Genomic DNA, 18,621 nt, shown 5'->3' with positions numbered 1-18,621 from the left:
ACATAAAAAAATCCCCTCACTTATTTCATTAATGAGAGGATTTTATTGGAATGTTCACATTTTGTCTATAGACGATTTTGTTTTTCAACAGAATGACCTATAGAGGTGGGAGACTTCTACTGAAAGAAGTTAAATAAATTTAATTGCTCGATTCGACTTATTGCTTCACGTAAACGTTCTTCGCTTACAAGTAAGCCAACACGGACATAGCCCTCGCCATATTGTCCAAAGCCATTTCCTGCTGCTACAGCGATATCTGCCTTGTCGAGCAAGAGATCTGCAAATTGCTCACTTGTATAGCCTACTGGAACAGGGAGCCATGCAAAAAAAGAGCCCTTAGGTGCAGTTACATGCCAGCCAATACGCTGAGCCTCTTCGATTAAGACATTTCGCCTACGTTCATAAGTAGCTCTGAGCTCGTCAGCACATTCCTGTGGTGCTGAGAGTGCAATGGCTGCTGCTTGTTGTACAGCAGGGAATTGACTGCAAAATAGGTGATCTTGTATTAGATTAATGGCAGCAATAATACCAGCATTCCCAACTGCAAAACCGATGCGCCAGCCTGCCATATTGTATGTTTTGGATAGTGTATACATTTCAATTCCAACATCCTTGGCACCATCTGCCTGTAGGAAGCTAACAGGCTTGTTTCCATCAAATCCAATTGCTCCATAGGCAAAATCATGCGAAACGATGATATTATGCTCTTTTGCAAAGCGAACCGTTTCCTCGAAAAATTCAATTGTTGCAGTACCACCAGTTGGATTATTTGGGTAATTCAAATATAAAAGTTTCGCCTTTTCTTTTATATCATCAGATAAGGCTGCGTAATCAGGGAGGAAGCCATTCTCTGCAAAAAGAGGCAGTACTTCATAATTTACATCCCCTAATACGACGCCTGATAAGTAATCGGGATAGCCAGGGTCGGGTAATAGCATCGTATCCCCAGGATTTAATATGGCTAAAGGTAGTTCAACAAGACCGATTTTTGTGCCACCGAGAATAGCCACTTCTGTGTCGGGATTAATGTCTACATTGTATTCACGTTTGTAGAAATCGGCTGCAGCCTGGCGTAATTCAGCAATGCCACGAAACGGTGGATATTTATGATTAAGGGGATTTTCAGCTGCCTCCTGTAGAGCCTTAATAATATGTGGAGGAGTAGGTTGATCAGGATTTCCCTGACCAAGATTAATCACATCGCGCCCTTCTGCCAAGGCAGCATTTACTTTTTGCACAAGTGCTGCAAAAAATTGAGTTGGGAGTTGCTGTAGTTTTTTTGAGAATTCCATACACATCACCTTTTTCAGAATATAATAATTATTATTAAAGAATATGATGCAAATACTATTACTTTTTTTACTAATTGTCTAGACCCTTTATTTGCAAAGGCTTTGGAATGCTCTAAAAACCACAGGCGGCCAAAAGCGACCAAATTACAAAATTTTATTAAACAAATTCTATTGCAGTTTGTTTGTCTTCTTTAGTTAAATGGCTGTATGTGTTTAAAGTCAATCCAACTTTAAACCTGTTACCTTAATTGGTAATGGGCTTGTGGTTTTGCATTTTAAATATAAAAAAGCTATCTCCTTTGGATAGCTTTTTTATATTTAATTCCGATAACTAAACTATCTCGTGCTGCTTCAACAACTTCTGTAGTAATAGTATTAAGATGATTAATTTCAAGTATTCTTTCAATCTGAGTGAAAAGTCTCTGTGTAAGCCTATAGTTTCCTCCTGTAATCTTAATGATACTGGTAATTGCTGCGTAATCAGAAAAATCTTCAAGCTTTATAGAAACTCTTAACAGCGAGACAGGTAGATACTTCTTAGTATTATTTGTGGTAAGAGATGTACGAATTCTATAACTTCTGCAGTTTTATACGCTATTCTTGCCACACGCTCATTGGGTCCCATGGCTTGATTCGATCTCCATATTTCTCGTTCAGAAAGGCTTTCATGTCTTCTAGCTTTGCAGGCACCTCGTTCCAATTTGGAAGAGATGGCAACTCCCGTTTGCTTTTTAAGAGGATATCTACCGTAACATACAAACGTTCTGGCTGAATCCAATGAAGGAAGCGAGAAATATCGATTTGCTTAGTCAGGGACAAGGAATCAATCTCGTCATTGTAATGCTTGTTGAACTCACTGATCAAGTTCAAGAGGTAGTCTCTCTGCTCCTTCACGAAGTCCAGGCCGCATATAGCGCCATGTCCTGGAACAACGATTTCAGGTTTAATGTCATCAATAATACGATCAAGAACTTTAATCCAGTTGAGGGTTCCTTCTTCACTGTATGCCGTACAACCGTTAAATACGACATCACCGGCGAACAGCACTTTTTCTTTTGGCATCCACAACAGCAAGTCACTGTCAGAGTGGGCAGGAGCTACATTGTAAATCATAACTTCAGTATCGCCAAGACGTATGTTGATATCGTCCTTTATCTCAATATTCGGGTGCACCCATTCTACTCCTTCTAGGTTGAATCCTTCAAATTCTGCTGCAAAAAACCGTTCTCCTTGAGTCGATTTCGGAGAATCCTTCCCTCTTCTGATGACGCTATCCATCCAGGCGATATTTTCGGTAAGACGCTCTCTAGCCGCCTCCTTGTGCATAATAATGCAAGCTTCTTCAAAGACTTTATTCCCCCAAGCATGGTCGCTATTATAGTGCGAGTTCACCACATAGGTGGGAGAGCCGCCATTGCTTACTTCCTTAAAAGCATCTCGCATTTCTCGTGCATGGAACAAATCGAAGAACGTGTCATACACTAGGCCTTCACCTTTGTTGATAAACCCGGCATTGGCCCAACTGATGCCACGATATGGCGAAATACCGGCAAAGACGCCATCTGCGACTTCAAAAAATTTAACCCGAGGTTTTTGGATAATACTTTTATACTTCATAACAATTCTCCTTTGCATATATGTTTTTAAGAGACTAGTCATACTGACTATATCTTTATCATAGAGCACGGAAAACAAAAATACAAGCGAGTACTTGCATGCATTCTCTTTATGCAATATGATATTAACTGAACAACATCACACTACATGGATGGAGGAGCTACAAAATGAAGCTAGTAACCTTTCACACTAAGACATCGCAGAAACCTTTGTTTGGGATTGTCATTAACGAGAAGTTTGTCGTGTCTTTTGCAGCAATTATGAAAAAGAAGGGGACATTCGTTGACAGTCTACAAAGTATGGACAGTTATCTTAAACATTTACCAGCAAGTTATTCCGCCTCTAAGGAATTAATGCAATATGCTGTTGGAAATCCGCATCAATTCAATGAAAATGAAATTTTCCCGATTGCAGCGGTAAAACTGCTGCCACCGGTTCCAAATCCGGCTGCGCTTATTGATTTTGGATTGACGCCAAGACATCTGAGAAATGCTGGCGTAAATCTGATGCAAAGAGAATACAAAGGGCCGGAAAGAGAGGAGCTTAAACGAAAAATTGCCGAAAAATTCCAGGGAGATTCAAATAAAGTAACTTTCAGTTATTACAAGTGTAACCATAATGCATTGATTGGTGATGGGGCTACGATTCATTGGCCTTCGTACTCCTCCTACCTGGATATCGAGCCGGAGCTGGCCTTTGTTACAGGGAAGGGGAACTGCATTGCAGGTTATGTTATTTTTAACGACAGTACTGCCCGCGATGTGCAGTGGCCTGATTTCCAGGCGCTGACCGGACCAACGCGGTGCAAAGATTTTGATTACAGCAAAGGAATAGGGCCATTTTTGGTTACGCCGGATGAGATCGATGACCCGCTTTCACTGGATGTGGATGTACGTATCGGAGAGAGACTGCACTGGAAGGGGAACACATCCGAGTATTCCGTGCAACCTGCAAAAGTGATGGAGGAGGTTCTCAAAGTTTTTACGCCGCTCCCAGGTACAATTATAGGTATGGGGACGATACCAGATTGCTGTGCAATCGAGACTGAACAATGGCTGTTGCCCTCTGACCGAATCCAGATTACGTTCGATAAATTAGGCACACTCACTCAATTGGTGCCTGATCATGTCAAGATTACGGAATCAAGCCGCTGGGAAAAAAGGAGCGATTTTCCTTAAATAAATTTATCAAAATGATGAACCCCGATCCCTACTGCATATGCAAAACTTGTAGTATAATAGGTTAAACATATGCAAAGGGAGTAATACAATGCATACTTCAGACAGAATTATTGAAGCCGCGACACGGCTCATAAAAAAGAATGGCTATCGGGGAGTAAGCACCAAAACTATTGCAACGGAAGCTAAAGTCAACGAATCTACAATTTTTCGGCATTTTGGGAGCAAGCAAGGCATACTGGAAGCCATCATTGAAAGGCATTCGAATATCCCACAATTTGAGAAGCTGTTAAAGGAGGAAGCGACCGATAATCCAGAAGTTGATTTGCTGAATGTAAGCCAACAGTACCGCTTGTTTTTCCATAAAAATGCGGATATTATTTTGATTGGCATCCGCGACAAAGGAATGCTTCCTGAATTAGACAGAGTGCTGGCCGAGCCGCCTGTGAAGCTGCATTCTTTGCTGGTTGAATATTTTGAACGCCTGCAGAAGAAAAAAATTATAGCAGGACAGGATGCATGTCTTGCCGCCATGTCTTTTCTCTCGACTTGCTATGGCTTTCAGATGAGCGAGCTGATTCACCAGCAATATCAGTCCCAACTCGTCACCGAGGAAGAATTCTACAAGTACAGTGTCTCATCGTTTGTTAAAGGAATATTGTCATAAAAAGCCTGTAGCCTCGCAAACAATGATGCAGGCTTTTTCAGCTTATGAACAACTATGCAGTCGTATTCATTAATGCTCTACGAGACAGCGGGTGGTGCAATTAGATCCGCATTCATGGACGATGAACTTACTAGTTCTTATTGTAAATAGCATACATATGCCAAAAGTAAAAAAAATAATCAAAATAATGCCAAAAGTTATAGATAAATTCAATTTAAATCAATAAAACACTTTTAATTGGAGTGGGTATTAAAACCAAGTAGCTTGAAAGGGTTGGTATTACTGTGTTGGCAAATATATCGCTAAGAAGTTGGCAAAGATATACTTAAAATCACAAAATATTAGTTATCAAGAAAGTGCCTAGGTACTGAAATAATTTTGAGCCCGATATTTTTTATTTGTACAAAAAACAGACAACCAAAATTAGTTATCTGTTCTCTTTCTCACTTCATATGTTTTTCTTGTAATTCCACGTATCTTTTCTATTTTTCCCCGATAAGTCTGTGTAGCACGCTTAATGAGCTTCATATGTTTTTTGTCTACCATACTAGTTCACTTTGTATTGACGATGGAATGAAATAGCACAAATCCCAATAAATAATATAAGGCCAAATTTATAAGAAGTAGGTATAAGTATATACAATACTATTGCAATTCCCGTTAGTATGTACCAACAAATAATTAATAATTTTTCCAATTGTAACCCCCCTTTATAATCACCAAACTAGGTAACTATATTTGTAGATTACATCATCTTACTCAACAAATACTAAACAGAATACAAATCATACAATTTCCGTTATTTTATATAAAAACAGATAAACAATATTAATTATCTGTCTTCAACAAGTTCCAAAATATCTTCTATACATAATGAAAGAGATAGCCTTCCACAATCAATATGAAGACCATTGATAGATAATTGGCTGAAATGGTAAATGGAAATAGTTATCCATATAAATTTTAAATGAGGTATTCTTAAACTCCCATGAAAGAACGTAATAAACTTTCATTTTCTGTGGTGAAGGGCCGATTTTTTGCGCTTCATGGATGGATAACCGTGTAGAATAACTAAATAGATCAACATTACATTAAATGAAAAACATGTTCAATATCATGGTTACAATGCCTACAACATGATATGATTTTTTAGATGATAAATCTAAAATTATTAAGTTGGAGGATATTGATGAGTAATAATAAAGAAAACGTAATTCTCTATATAAGATTTAGAATTAAAAGTGGAAAAAAAGGAAGAATTCAAAGAACTATTATCTGCTATTATGAGAGCGATGGAACATGAACCAGCTTTTGTAAGTGCCGTTCTTTCAGATGATATAGATAATCCAAATGAGGTTACCCTTTTTGAAATATGGAAAGGAACAAAGGAAAGTTGGCTAAAAGAAGAACTTCCTAAACCTTATAGAAAAACATATGAAAATAAACTAGGGATTTAATCGATGAGAGGATAATTAGTTATCTTACACCAACGAATGAGTGGAGAACTAATTTAACAAACAAAAAGATAGATTAATAAATAATTTAAAGAGTGACTTGTCTAAAAAACAAGTTGTTCTATCTTATAGAGTCTGTAAACTATAATTTGTAGTCTCCCATTTCTACTCTTTCTATTGCAGTCATTATTGTGATACGTTAGGTCTTACCATGCTATAATTCTGTGGATGTTATTGAACTAACGGAGTTAATTAAATGATTTATAAGAGACCACTCTGTGATGGGTGGTCTTAATTGTTGATTCATAAATAGGCGACTTCAGGCGACCAAGCACTCGGATAAATACAGATTTCTTTGGTTTTAGGTGTAGCCCATTGGAAAGTCAATGGACAAGAATGGCTACAATACACACTATTGGAAGCATCAAAACTTTATTGTACTTGTGGTTTGAAAGCTATTATTTTTTTTACTAATTGTCTAGACACTTTATTTGCAAAGGTTTTGGAATGCTCTAAAAAAAACTTTAAGTGACACATCACAATAGATTAATTCAATTATAGCTATTTCAATGCTGTTTTTAATAGAGAGGAGCAATCGAGGAATCAAAATGATGAGTAATTACCGCCTTAGTCCTTTTTCTGTTTTATAAGATCAATTTGTGTATTTTAACTTTACATGTACCTCCTCATTAAAAAAGTCACTTATATAAGTGACTTAGAAAAAGTTTTGATTCAAGATAGTTTTCTTGTAGAATTATTGACTGTACTTTTTCTAACAAAATAAAAATAAATAAGTAGTATTAGTTGAAATAGTACAACAATTAGAAATGCTACACCTAAAATAATGAATGATACCATTTTAATTTCAGAGGTTTGAACTACCCCTGCAAAATCAACTTTTCTTACTCCAATAAATATGGCCCCAGCAGCAAAGATAAATAGCCACACAAAATTTATAGCCCACCATATTTTCATTTTCATAATAAACCTCTTCTTTCTATGCTTAATTGTTGAGTAACAGGAGGTTAATCTAAATTCTAATGTTGAGAATCATAAATTTCCCTTTAATGGTTTAATTGTAATGCTATATATTTTTATTGGCAACAAGCTTTAGGCGGTGCTATTTCTCAGCCTTAAGACTGATTGCCTTATAATTTACAAGATAAATGAGAAAGACAAACATTATCTACAAGTAGACCAAATTTAGAGAATTAGCAGCAGTGTAAACAGAATTTATATACCAATAAATGTTAATACAAGATAATATTAATCTAAAGAATCAGGTTTTGGTGTGTGAAGTAGATTTACAGGGGGATTATATTTTGAAAATGAAATTTGGTTTGATAGTTATACTTCTTCTATGCTGCGGTTTAATATTTATATATAGCTCCAATAGTAAAATAAAAGCCACTTTTATAGGAGTGATCCAGGAGATAAATGGACACAGAGCTGTAGTTTATGTGAATAAAACTGAAGATAGTCCAATTTCAGGAATAATTTATGTAAACCTTGCGATGAATCCCAATGAAATATTTCTAGTCGGGGATAAGGTAAAAGTCGGTTACGATGGTACAATGCGAGATTCAGCACCTATTGAAGTTACTACACTTACAGTGGAATTAGTTGAGTAATATCTAACTGTAGTTATTTGTATAAATAGACTATTCTGTATGGAGAGGTCTTTATTTTATGATTATAATAGATAAAGCGTTAACTTTGAATGACCAAACAACTGGATAATTATACATTAGTCTAGATTTAAATGTTGTATAATGGAATGTGTAAAAGCGAAAGCGCACTAAAATACACATCTTTGAATATGGGAAAACTTAATTATACTTGTAATTGAAAGCTATTACTTATGGTCTAGAGGAGGAATAGTAATGAGAATTGGCTGCATCCAATTGAATGTAGGCTTTGGCAAAGTTAATGAAAATTTTGCTCGAGCTGAGGAGAAGATTCGAGAAACTGCAAAACAAGGTGCAGAAATTATTGTACTACCGGAAATGTGGAATACAGGCTATGCACTTGAACGTTTACCAGAGCTTGCAGATGTAGATGGAGAGCGAACGAAAGCTTTTTTAGCAAATTTGGCAAAGGAACTTAGTGTACATATTGTGGGCGGCTCTGTTGCTACGAAAAAGGGCGATAAATTTTACAATACGATGTATACATTTGATAAAAATGGTGAGCTAGTAGGTGAATATAGCAAGGCCCATCTTTTCCGCTTAATGGACGAGCATTTGTATTTAGAGGCGGGCGATGAAATGAATCGCTTTACGCTTGGAGATATTGAGGCAGCAGGGGTAATTTGCTATGATATCCGCTTCCCTGAATGGCTTCGCGCCCATGCGTTAGAGGGAGCAAAGGTTTTATTTGTACCAGCTCAATGGCCAACACCTCGAATCGACCATTGGAAAACTTTGCTGCAAGCACGTGCCATCGAAAATCAATGCTTCGTTATTGCAGTAAATCGTATATCGAAAAAGGTAGAAAACTTCAATGGCCAGTCTATGATTATTCAGCCGTGGGGAGAAATTCTTTGGGTTGGTGCTGATGATGAAGAAGTGGCTGTTATTGACGTAGACTTTTCTATTGTTGATGAAGTCAGAGGAAGAATTCCAGTTTATGATGATCGCAGACCTGGGTTATATAGTGGCGTAACTATTAAAAATTAATGATTTGGTAGCAAGCTCAAGAAGCAGAGCGACTTGAGCTTGCTAGACCCGAGCAAAACGGCGGGAGACCCGAGCAAAACGGCGGGAGACCCGAGCAAAACGGCGGGAGACCCGAGCAAAACGGCGGGAGACCCGAGCAAAACGGCGGGAGACCCGAGCGAAACGGCGGGAGACCCGAGCGAAACACCAGAGAACCAATCCAACCGTACTCCAAAACTAAGGGATTTAATTTTTATCCTCAATCAAAGAATTTGCAAGGAGCATAAATTCAAGCGTAATGCGATTATGTCCCTTCATAAAATTTTCTCCTAACAGACTTTCAAGCTTTTTTAAGCGGTGGTAGAGTGTTTGCCGTACAATAAACAATTGATTGGCTGTCTGCTGCTTGGAGCCATTCGTTTGTAAATAGACCTGCAATGTTTCTAGTAACTTACTATTATATTTTTGATCGTATTCAATTACAGGCTGTAAATAATCTTGAATGACTTCCTGTAAATTAACCTGCATCTGGAGCTTGTAGATAAGGTGATATAAATGTAAATCATCATAAAAATAAGAAGTTGTTTGCACCTTGCTGCAAATATATAACGTCTCAAGAGCGGTTTGATAGCTTTTAGGAATTTCTACAACATCTGAAACTACTTTTCCAATAGCTACTTGATAACCTTGAGCTATTTGTTTTTTGTAAAACTCTGCCCGCTGAAGTGAGGAGCATAACGAATTCAATAATTCCCGACTCGATTTACTATCTTTGATATGAAGGAGAATAAAGACAATATCGCTCTTTCTTTCGAATAAAAAGGGAATAAATCCATATTGTTCAAAGAGATTTCGGTAATATAACTTACTATAGACAATATCTTCTTGCACTTTAGGAACAGTACGTGGGGATGCTAAAATAAAGACAGCTCCACTAGAAATTTTATAGTTAGAATGGTGAGTGACAATAAATTTGTAAATTTCCTCTTTCGATAGTTTTTGATCTATCCAATCTACCAAAATAGTGGCATCCTCCATATTCTGTTTCTCCTCTATATAAAACTCTCGCATTAATAGCTGTGCTAATGCTGTAGCTGTACGATCTAAAATGAGTAGTTCGAATTCTGAAAATTGACCATCCGCTCTATAAAGAGTCAAATCAGCATAATGCTGATCAAAAATAAAGATAGGCTCATGCTTAAATTCGGGGGCTATTTCCTTCATTTCTAGCAATTGCTTACGCTTTTTAGGCATTGCATTTGGGAAAAAAATAGGCTCTCGGCTTTTAATAGAAAATACAATTTGAGTTTTTAATTCATTATACATATTTTGTAAAATATCATCTGTCGTTTGTCCTAGTAGGGCATTTTTATTTAATGTTTGAGAGTAGGATTCCAACGTGGAAATCATTAAATATTGTTGATTTAATATTTGACTATGTAAATCCTGAGTAATGCGAACGAAGGGAACAGTTTCGTGAAAAACAATAATAGGGAAGCTATGACGGTTGGCAAGTGACACAATCACTTCTGGAATGGTTTGTAGATAATCACCGTACTCAATACATAATGCAGCACAATTTTTGTGAATCAATGACTCTACAAAAAAGATAAAATCCTCTATGCAATGTTGCAGGCTTATGCCAGTTGTCAAGACCAATTCATCACCAGCCAAGAAATTATCTATTTGGACAATTTCAATGACATGTGCCCATTTGACAATCCTTGATAATCCGTCCTCTCCAGCCACTATCTCTGCACTCTTAAAATACTTATTATCTAATATATCCTTCACCTTTAATTTAAATTGGTTCATCAATATTCTCCTTTCTTTTTTCTTACTAGCGTTATATTTTCGCTTAATTAAACGTAAAAAATATATTTCAAGAATATTTAGTCTATTTTACATTATGTTTAAAACAAAAGTATAGAATTTTACAGTTTGTCTATTACTTCCAATGTTTGGAACGTGTAAGATTTTGTTAAGCGATAGTCCAATCTAAAAAAGAGGTGATAGATATGGAGCAACAAACGCATTTACAGAGAGGGTTAAAGAAAAGGCATATGACAATGATTGCGATTGCAGGAGTTATTGGTGCAGGCCTATTCATGGGAAGTGGCTCGGTCATTAACTTAGCCGGCCCTGGTGCTATACTATCTTACATTTTTGCTGGTATCATCGTCATTCTTGTCATGCGAATGCTTGGGGAAATGGCAGCGGTCAATCCAACAAGTGGGTCTTTTGCGCATTATGCACATGAATCAATTGGACCTTGGGCTGGTTTTATGATTGGTTGGTTATATTGGTTTTTCTGGGTCATAGCCATTGCCTTAGAAGCAACGGCGGCGGCCGCAATTATTCAATACTGGTATGATGGTATTCCTTTATGGCTGCTTAGTCTTTTGCTGACAGTAGCGCTAACTTTAACAAATGTACTTTCTGTAAAAGCTTTTGGCGAATTTGAATATTGGTTCTCTCTTATTAAGGTTGTAAGTATTGTAGTTTTCTTAGGGCTTGGTGCATTTATTATATTTGGCATTGCACCAAATTTTGTTGCTATTGGAACAGCAAATTTGATTGGGCAGGGTGGCTTTTTACCAAATGGTTTTGGTGCAGTTTTAATGGGTGTTGTTATTGTGATCTTTTCCTTTATGGGGACAGAAATTGTTGCGATTGCGGCAGGGGAATCTGATGAACCGTTAGCAGCAGTAACGAAGGCTACAAATTCTATCACATGGCGAATTTTAATCTTCTATGTTGGATCAATTACAGTGGTAGTTACATTATTGCCATGGCATTCCTCAGATATTTTAACAAGCCCATATGTTGCAGTATTGGATTATATCGGTATTCCTGCTGCTGCACAAATTATGAACTTTGTGGTCTTAACGGCCGTGTTATCATGCTTGAATTCCGCACTTTACGCAACATCAAGAATGGTATTTTCTTTGGCAGAGAAGGGGGAGGCCCCAAAAGCCTTTTTGAAATTAAATAAAAAAGGTGCACCTGTGAATGCCATCCTAGCAGCGACGTTCTTCTCCTATATTGCAGTTATTATGAACTATGTTTCTCCAGACAAAGTCTTTATGTTTTTACTTAGCTCATGTAGTGCAATCACATTAATTCTTTATTTAATAATTGCCTTTTCACAATTAAGAATGCGAAGAAAAATTGAACAGGAAAATCCAGAACTATTAAAAGTGAAAATGTGGTTATTTCCGTATTTAACGTATTTCACTATTTTGGCTACAGCCGCATTGCTTGTCTCTATGTTCTTTATTGACTCCATGCGTTCGCAAATATTATTTACATGTATTATAGTGGCGATCGTCATGATTTTCTATATGGTCACTCAAAGGAAAAAGGTCTCTAATCCAAAACATGAGGCAATTTTCCAAGAGGAAGAGTTAGATTTTGAACAACAATAATAAGGAGTGGTGAAAAGATGACAGTTAAGCAAAAAATGAAAGCGCTAACACACTTTATCGACGGGGTAGAAGTAGCTGGCACAAGTGGACGATTTTCAGAAGTTTATAATCCATCGACAGGAGAAATCATTGCACATGTTCCTTTAGCGTCTAAAGAAGAGGTTAAGCAAGCAATTCAGCTGGCTAAGGCAGCGTTCCCTGAATGGAAAAAAACAGCGATTGGTAAACGAGTAGAGGTTTTACATCGCTTCCGTCAATTATTGATTGAAAAACAGGATAAATTGATTGCCTTGATCTGCGAGGAAAGTGGAAAAACAAGAGAGGATGCAAAGGGAGAAATTGTACGTGGTATTGAGTCTGTGGATATGGCGATTAGTGCTCCGCAAATGCTTAAGGGGGAGTACTCTGTCAATGTAGGAGGTAATATTAATGCATTTTCCGCAAAAAGCCCACTTGGGGTTGTTGCAACAATTGCTCCGTTTAATTTCCCTGTTATGGTTCCGCTTGCCATTACGAGTATGGCAGTTGCAGTAGGGAATACGGTAATTTTAAAACCATCGGAGCGCGTGCCGATTTCAGCATTGTTTATAAGCAAGCTATGGAAAGAGGCAGGGCTTCCAGATGGGATTTGGACAGTTGTAAATGGCGATAAGGATGCGGTAAATGAACTTCTTGTAAATAAGGAGATACAAGCAATTTCATTTGTTGGTTCAACACCAGTTGCTGAATATATTTACCAAACAGGTACTAAGCATAATAAACGTGTTGCAGCATTTGGTGGCGGGAAGAACTTTATGATTGTTATGCCAGATGCCAACCTAGAACAAACGGCGAATGCATTTTTAGGGGCAGCCTATGGAGCAGCTTCTCAGCGTTGTATGGCTATTTCAGGCGCACTTGTTGTAGGAAAAGATACAGAGCAACGTTTTACAGATATATTAAAAGAAAAAATTACAAAATTGAAAATAGGGCCTTATACAGATCATGAGGTGGATTTTGGTCCAGTAATTACACAGCAATCAAAAGATGTCATTATTCGCTATATTGATGGTGCCGTTGCTGAAGGTGCTAATCTAGTGATAGATGGTCGAAATCCAAAAATATGCGAAATGTCTAAAGGCTTTTATCTTGGTCCGACTTTGCTAAATAATGTAACACCAGATATGACAATCTTTAAGGAAGAGGTTTTTGGCCCTGCGCGTATTGTAGTAGGTGTTCAAACGTTACAAGAAGCGATTGATGTAATTAATAACCATGAATTAGGGAATGGAGTCACAATGTTTACGAATAGTGGTGCAGCAGCTCGTAAATTCCAAGAAGAAATTGAAGTAGGGATGGTAGGGGTCAATGTGCCAATTCCAATTCCAGTAGGTTACCACAATTTTGGTGGATGGAAGCGCTCTAAGTTTGGTGAAGGGCATATGTTTGGACCTGACCAAGCGCGCTTCTTTACGAAGTCAAAAACAATATCTGAACGTTGGCCAGACGAAACAGAGGATACAGCAAGTTCCTTTGCATTTCCTAGTAATAACGATGTGAAGAGTTAAGCAAGTCACAATCATATAAGGGGTGTGTTAATATGGCTGAGGTAAATCTTAAAAGTGATGTTTTAAAAAAAGATGAGCAATATGTTTGGCATTCAATGAAACCCTATAATCCGAAGGCTACCTACGTAGTGGAAAAATCTGAAGGTGCAAGGATTACGGATACAGATGGAGTTGTATATATTGATGCGATGGCAGGGCTTTGGTGTGTAAATGTTGGTTACGGTCGAAAGGAATTAGCAGATGCTGCATATGAGCAAATGGTGAAAAATCCGTATGCACCTTTATCTCAAGGGCATTTACCAGCAGTGGAGCTAGCTGAAAAGATTAATGAGTTACTGGGCGGAGATTATGTCATCTTCTTCTCAAACAGTGGCTCAGAGGCAAATGAAACTGCTTTTAAAATTGCACGCCAGTATCATCAGCAACAAGGCCAAAGCTCTCGTTATAAAATTATTTCTCGCTATCGTGCCTATCATGGCAATTCCTTTGGCGCATTAGCTGCTACTGGGCAAGCAGAGCGAAAATTTAAATATGAGCCATTATCTCCTGGATTTGTACATGTAGCCCCTCCAGATCAATATCGCGAGTATGAATGCGATACGATTGCCTCAGTTGATTTAGCAAGCGTTAGGGCTGTTGATAAAACGATGACATGGGAGTTTAGTGATACAATTGCTGCTATGATTTTAGAGCCAATCATTACAGGGGGCGGGGTTATCATGCCACCAGAAAATTATTTAAAGGGTATTGAAGAAGTTTGTAAAAAGCATGGAGCTTTAATGATTGTAGATGAGGTAATCTGTGGTTTTGGCCGAACAGGTATGCCGTTTGGATTTATGAATTATGATGTAAAACCAGATATTATTACAATGGCAAAAGGGATTACAAGTGCTTATTTGCCCTTATCAGCGACAGCTGTAAAACGAGAAATTTATGAGGCATTTACTGGCTCTGATGCATATGATTATTTCCGTCATGTCAATACATTTGGCGGTTCTCCTGTAGCCTGCGCCGTAGCATTAAAGAATATTGAAATTCTTCAGCGGGAAATGTTGTTTGAGAGATCTAGTGAGGTCGGGGCTACAACCCTCCAAGCACTGCAACAGGCATTAAATCATCACCCAAACGTTGGGGATATTCGAGGGAAAGGTTTACTAATTGGAATCGAATTAGTTGCAGATAAAGCATCTAAGGAACCACTATCGGTGGAGAAAGTAAATGCAGTGATCGCAGCATGTAAAGAGCAGGGTGTTATTATTGGTAAAAATGGAGCCACTGTTGCTGGCTTTAATAACGTTTTAACGTTATCCCCACCACTGAATATTGCTCAAGAAGATCTAACGAAAATAATTGAAGTTGTCATAGAAAGTATTCATAAAATTTAATAGAAAAGCTGTCTTTTAAGCCAATAACAATGACTTTCAAGACAGCTTATTGATTTTTTACAGCATCAGAAAGGCAAGACGAATGATTAGTATGATCAAAAAGACTCCTGTCAAAACTAGTAATAGTATAATTCTCTTTTTTAAAGTAGTGTTCATAAGGTTATCACCTACTCCTCGGCTTTGAACATGTAACCGCTATAAGATTTATAGATAATCATCACAATCCCCATTAGCATGAAATTTGATAGAAGGGAACTACCTCCATAGCTTAAAAACGGCAATGTCATACCTGTTACGGGTAAAAGCCCGATTGTCATACCAATGTTTTGAGTAATTTGGAAGGCCAATAAACTAGCAATGCCCGCTCCCATCAGCGTCATAAAAGGATCCTTAGCCTCTACTGTAACGAGGACAATACGATAAATCACAAAAAATAAAAGTATGATGACGAATGCGGCTCCAAGGAAACCTACCTCCTCAGCGATATTTGCAAAAATGAAATCTGTATGTTTTTCCACAACATAGACATTGTTATGCAAGTACCCCTTTCCTGTAAACCCACCTGAGCCAATTGCTAAAAAGCCCTGCCTAGTTTGAAAAGATGAATCTGGATATTCATAAGGTTGCAACCAGCCATAAATTCGTGAAATTTGATGTCCAGATAATTTACTTAGGACTCTTTCTGTAAAAAAATCATTAAATTTTACATAAAGAATAACCACAATGCTAATAATCGATACTGGTATAGCAGCAAAGATTATCAGCAACTTTTTCTGAATACCTGAAAAGAAAAGCATCGGTACGATCATTGCCATATAAAGCATTGTCATACCTGTGTCAGGTTCCTTGTAAACAGCAAGTGTTGGTGGAATCGTAATAACAGCAATTGTAAATAGGAGCCGCATATCTGTTAAAAAGGAGGGGTGCTTATATTTTTCCTGATGTGCAACAATAACTTTGCTGACCACAATTAAAAAAGCAAACTTTAAAAACTCTGATGGCTGGAATGAACCTAATAATGGAATTTGATACCAGCGTTTTGCCTCATTGACCGTTCTAGCTATACTTTCAGGTGCAATAAATAATCCGAATGTTAATAACACCATGACTATATAAAATGGCCAGCCAATCTTTTTTAGTTGTTCTATATCAAGTGTAGCTACCCCATACATCGTTACAAATCCGATAAGATAATATAGAAACTGCTTGATGATAAAAGAGCTTGAATATTGTTCAAATACCGAACTGCTAGAGTGTACGAAGAGACAACTAATCAGACCAAGTAACAGCAAGCAAATGACTAAACTTCTATCTAGTTTATTGAACTGTAACACTCAAACACCTCCTATTTCCCTAAATGCTACTATTAATACCAAACGATAGGAAGGGATGGAAGGTTGCAACATATGAACTTGAGGAATATGAAATCAAGGATGTATTAAATTAAATTAATTTAATATTTTATTTACAAATTATAGATGCTTCATAACTCTTCGAACAATATTTACAAAAACATAACACTAGCTTTATATCTGGATACTATGATTATTGGTAAGAGCTGGAGAAGGAGCCAAGGATCATGCAATTTTTTCGTTACATAATGGTGAAGGACAAGCTACTTGTACTAATGATAGTTTGTGTGCTCTCAAATGTACTGCTAGGCATTTTTAGTGTGGATTATCTAAGAAAAATGTCCTGGAATGCCAGTGAGAGCTATACACAAGGATTAGTACCAATTGGATGGTTAAACGAACTAGAGGAATCACAACGACAGTTAGATTATTTAGTGGATGCAGCAGAATCTTATCAAGAAATGACTACCATACTCAAAAGCATGGAGCAGCCTTTAGATCATTTAGTGAGTCTAGAAGTCGATAAAAAGATGGATCATCAAATGAAGAAATACAAGACCTTACTTGTACAGCAGATGGAATTGATTGAAAGCTATAAGCAATTAAACCTAAAGGAACAACAGCAGTTTTATACATTGTCCTTTTTATCTGTGAGCCAGCAAAGCCATACCTTATTAGAAGAAACTCAAAGCTATTTGGTGCAACGTGCTAAGGAACAGCAATTGACCTACCAAAAGGATGTACAATTTGGATATTGGTTACTTGGTGGGGTATGTTTATTTGTTGTATTGTTAGTTATTTTTATTGGATTTATAGCCACAAAGGCTGTAAATGTACCAACTCGTCAATTGAAATCTTTATTAAAGCGAGCGGAGCAAGGCGATTTCACAGCAAATGCCAGCTATGTCGCTCATGATGAACTAGGTGAGGTAGTGTTATCCTACAACCAAATGGTAAATGAGGTGAAAACGCTGCTGCATACCGTAACAAATAGTGCACATGAGGTAGAAGAAATGACTGGGAAATTGCAAACATCTTCGGAGCGGTCATCTACCACAACGCATAAGATTGCGAAGGATGTGCAGTCTATTTCAGATTCAACAGCTGCCTCAACTACAAAATTGGCTTCCAATACAGCATCTCTTGAGGAAGTACTGAATGGTGTACAAATTATTTTAGAAAAAGTACAGGTTGTAGAAAATTTCGCTCATAAAACTGCCCGTGATGCAGAAAGCGGCACAGAAATTGTACAAGCAAATTTAACACAAATACAGAACATAAAGCAGGCGGTTGAAAAATCAAATACAGCCATTTTTAATTTAGTTGAAAGAGCATCTACAATCGACCAAATGGTTGAAGTGATTGAAAAAATTACTGCACAAACAAATCTTCTAGCTTTAAATGCATCGATTGAAGCCGCACGAGCAGGAGAGCATGGCAAAGGATTTGCAGTAGTGGCAAATGAAGTTCGTAAACTTGCAGAGCAGACGGTTCAATCAACACAAACCATTACGTCCATTGTTCAAAATATCCATCTAGATTCAAGCTACGCCGTGCAAATGATGGAGGGTGTATTAGCTGCAACAGAGAAGGGTGTTCATGTAACAGGGAAAACTGCTATAAGCTTTGATCAAATCTTAGAAAAAGTACATACCATTAAGCCATACATTATGGAAGTATCTGCTACTGTTCAAGAGATTGCTAATCATACGAAAAAGGTTAGTGAGGATGCTGTGATGTTAACAACGTTTTCTGATACAAATGCTGCTTCGACCAAGCATGTAGCTACACTAACAACAGATCAATTAACTGCCCAGCAGCAATTCCATAGTTATATAAAAGAGTTACGGAAAGTATCAAAAGTTCTACAAATTGCCGTAAAGCGATTTTCAATCTAATAAGCAAGTGTAACCTTACTTTGTTTATATACAAAGTAAGGTTCATAGTGTTGAAAAATTAAATAGTCAAGGGACTTTTTGTGAATATTTAGTTAAAATGAAGGTGATTTCCGTTCCAGGCTACTCGCTTTGCCGCTGACGCTTCG

General features: G+C 37.4%; 14 protein-coding genes and 1 pseudogene. 9 read left to right on the top strand and 6 right to left on the bottom strand.

The window, feature by feature from the left end; all coding sequences use genetic code 11:
• Positions 1 to 116: 116 nt before the first annotated feature.
• The 3 genes and pseudogenes from ACQKIM_RS25570 to ACQKIM_RS25560 form a co-directional block, all read right to left on the bottom strand.
• Complete coding sequence (locus tag ACQKIM_RS25570) at positions 117 to 1,292, bottom strand: pyridoxal phosphate-dependent aminotransferase (protein ID WP_427549258.1); 1,176 nt, start codon at positions 1,290 to 1,292, stop codon at positions 117 to 119.
• Positions 1,293 to 1,582: 290 nt separating this feature from the next.
• Positions 1,583 to 1,807, bottom strand: a pseudogene (locus ACQKIM_RS25565) (hypothetical protein); the annotation flags it as partial.
• 79 nt (positions 1,808 to 1,886) lie between these two features.
• A complete protein-coding gene (locus tag ACQKIM_RS25560; RefSeq protein ID WP_427549256.1) occupies positions 1,887 to 2,909 on the bottom strand; it encodes an MBL fold metallo-hydrolase in 1,023 nt (340 codons plus the stop codon).
• 167 nt (positions 2,910 to 3,076) lie between these two features.
• On the opposite strand from ACQKIM_RS25560, the gene ACQKIM_RS25555 reads away from it, so the two are divergent.
• The 3 genes from ACQKIM_RS25555 to ACQKIM_RS25545 all read left to right on the top strand — a co-directional run bounded on the left by ACQKIM_RS25555 (position 3,077) and on the right by ACQKIM_RS25545 (position 6,211).
• Positions 3,077 to 4,087: a fumarylacetoacetate hydrolase family protein gene (locus ACQKIM_RS25555; RefSeq protein WP_427549254.1), complete on the top strand. Its 1,011-nt coding sequence runs from the start codon at positions 3,077 to 3,079 to the stop codon at positions 4,085 to 4,087.
• 91 nt (positions 4,088 to 4,178) lie between these two features.
• Complete coding sequence (locus tag ACQKIM_RS25550) at positions 4,179 to 4,754, top strand: TetR/AcrR family transcriptional regulator (protein ID WP_427549252.1); 576 nt, start codon at positions 4,179 to 4,181, stop codon at positions 4,752 to 4,754.
• A 1,241-nt stretch (positions 4,755 to 5,995) separates the two neighbouring features.
• Complete coding sequence (locus ACQKIM_RS25545) at positions 5,996 to 6,211, top strand: putative quinol monooxygenase (RefSeq protein ID WP_427549251.1); 216 nt, start codon at positions 5,996 to 5,998, stop codon at positions 6,209 to 6,211.
• A 729-nt stretch (positions 6,212 to 6,940) separates the two neighbouring features.
• Here ACQKIM_RS25545 and ACQKIM_RS25540 read toward each other — a convergent pair.
• Positions 6,941 to 7,189 (bottom strand): DUF3923 family protein, encoded by a 249-nt coding sequence (locus ACQKIM_RS25540; RefSeq protein ID WP_427549249.1) that lies wholly within the window; start codon positions 7,187 to 7,189, stop codon positions 6,941 to 6,943.
• A 341-nt stretch (positions 7,190 to 7,530) separates the two neighbouring features.
• On the opposite strand from ACQKIM_RS25540, the gene ACQKIM_RS25535 reads away from it, so the two are divergent.
• Positions 7,531 to 7,839 carry a hypothetical protein gene (locus ACQKIM_RS25535; protein WP_427549247.1) on the top strand — a complete coding sequence of 103 codons (309 nt, stop codon included), beginning with the start codon at positions 7,531 to 7,533 and terminating at the stop codon, positions 7,837 to 7,839.
• 252 nt (positions 7,840 to 8,091) lie between these two features.
• Positions 8,092 to 8,886, top strand: a complete 795-nt coding sequence (locus ACQKIM_RS25530) for a carbon-nitrogen family hydrolase (RefSeq protein WP_427549246.1) — start codon at positions 8,092 to 8,094, stop codon at positions 8,884 to 8,886.
• 225 nt (positions 8,887 to 9,111) lie between these two features.
• Here ACQKIM_RS25530 and ACQKIM_RS25525 read toward each other — a convergent pair whose 3' ends face one another.
• The gene (locus ACQKIM_RS25525; protein ID WP_427549244.1) at positions 9,112 to 10,680 is read right to left on the bottom strand and encodes a PucR family transcriptional regulator; all 1,569 of its coding nucleotides are present in this window, start codon (positions 10,678 to 10,680) and stop codon (positions 9,112 to 9,114) included.
• A 203-nt stretch (positions 10,681 to 10,883) separates the two neighbouring features.
• On the opposite strand from ACQKIM_RS25525, the gene ACQKIM_RS25520 reads away from it, so the two are divergent.
• Genes ACQKIM_RS25520 through ACQKIM_RS25510 form a run of 3 tightly spaced genes read left to right on the top strand, consistent with a single transcriptional unit; the run spans position 10,884 to position 15,225 of the window.
• Entirely contained in the window at positions 10,884 to 12,293 is a 1,410-nt protein-coding gene (locus tag ACQKIM_RS25520; RefSeq protein ID WP_427549242.1) for an amino acid permease, read from the top strand.
• A gap of 17 nt (positions 12,294 to 12,310) precedes the next feature.
• A complete protein-coding gene (locus tag ACQKIM_RS25515) occupies positions 12,311 to 13,840 on the top strand; it encodes a CoA-acylating methylmalonate-semialdehyde dehydrogenase (protein WP_427549240.1) in 1,530 nt (509 codons plus the stop codon).
• A 32-nt stretch (positions 13,841 to 13,872) separates the two neighbouring features.
• A complete protein-coding gene (locus ACQKIM_RS25510; RefSeq protein WP_427549238.1) occupies positions 13,873 to 15,225 on the top strand; it encodes an aspartate aminotransferase family protein in 1,353 nt (450 codons plus the stop codon).
• Positions 15,226 to 15,392: 167 nt separating this feature from the next.
• On the opposite strand, the gene ACQKIM_RS25505 is transcribed toward ACQKIM_RS25510, so the two are convergent.
• Complete coding sequence (locus ACQKIM_RS25505; RefSeq protein ID WP_427549236.1) at positions 15,393 to 16,559, bottom strand: FtsW/RodA/SpoVE family cell cycle protein; 1,167 nt, start codon at positions 16,557 to 16,559, stop codon at positions 15,393 to 15,395.
• A gap of 245 nt (positions 16,560 to 16,804) precedes the next feature.
• Between ACQKIM_RS25505 and ACQKIM_RS25500 the strand changes: the two genes are divergently transcribed.
• Positions 16,805 to 18,475: a methyl-accepting chemotaxis protein gene (locus tag ACQKIM_RS25500; protein WP_427549235.1), complete on the top strand. Its 1,671-nt coding sequence runs from the start codon at positions 16,805 to 16,807 to the stop codon at positions 18,473 to 18,475.
• Positions 18,476 to 18,621 lie beyond the last annotated feature (146 nt).

The organism is Lysinibacillus sp. NPDC047702 (genome assembly GCF_050272555.1).
In the GTDB taxonomy this organism is placed as follows: Bacteria; Bacillota; Bacilli; order Bacillales_A; family Planococcaceae; genus Lysinibacillus.
This window is presented reverse-complemented; position numbering and strand designations above follow the sequence as displayed.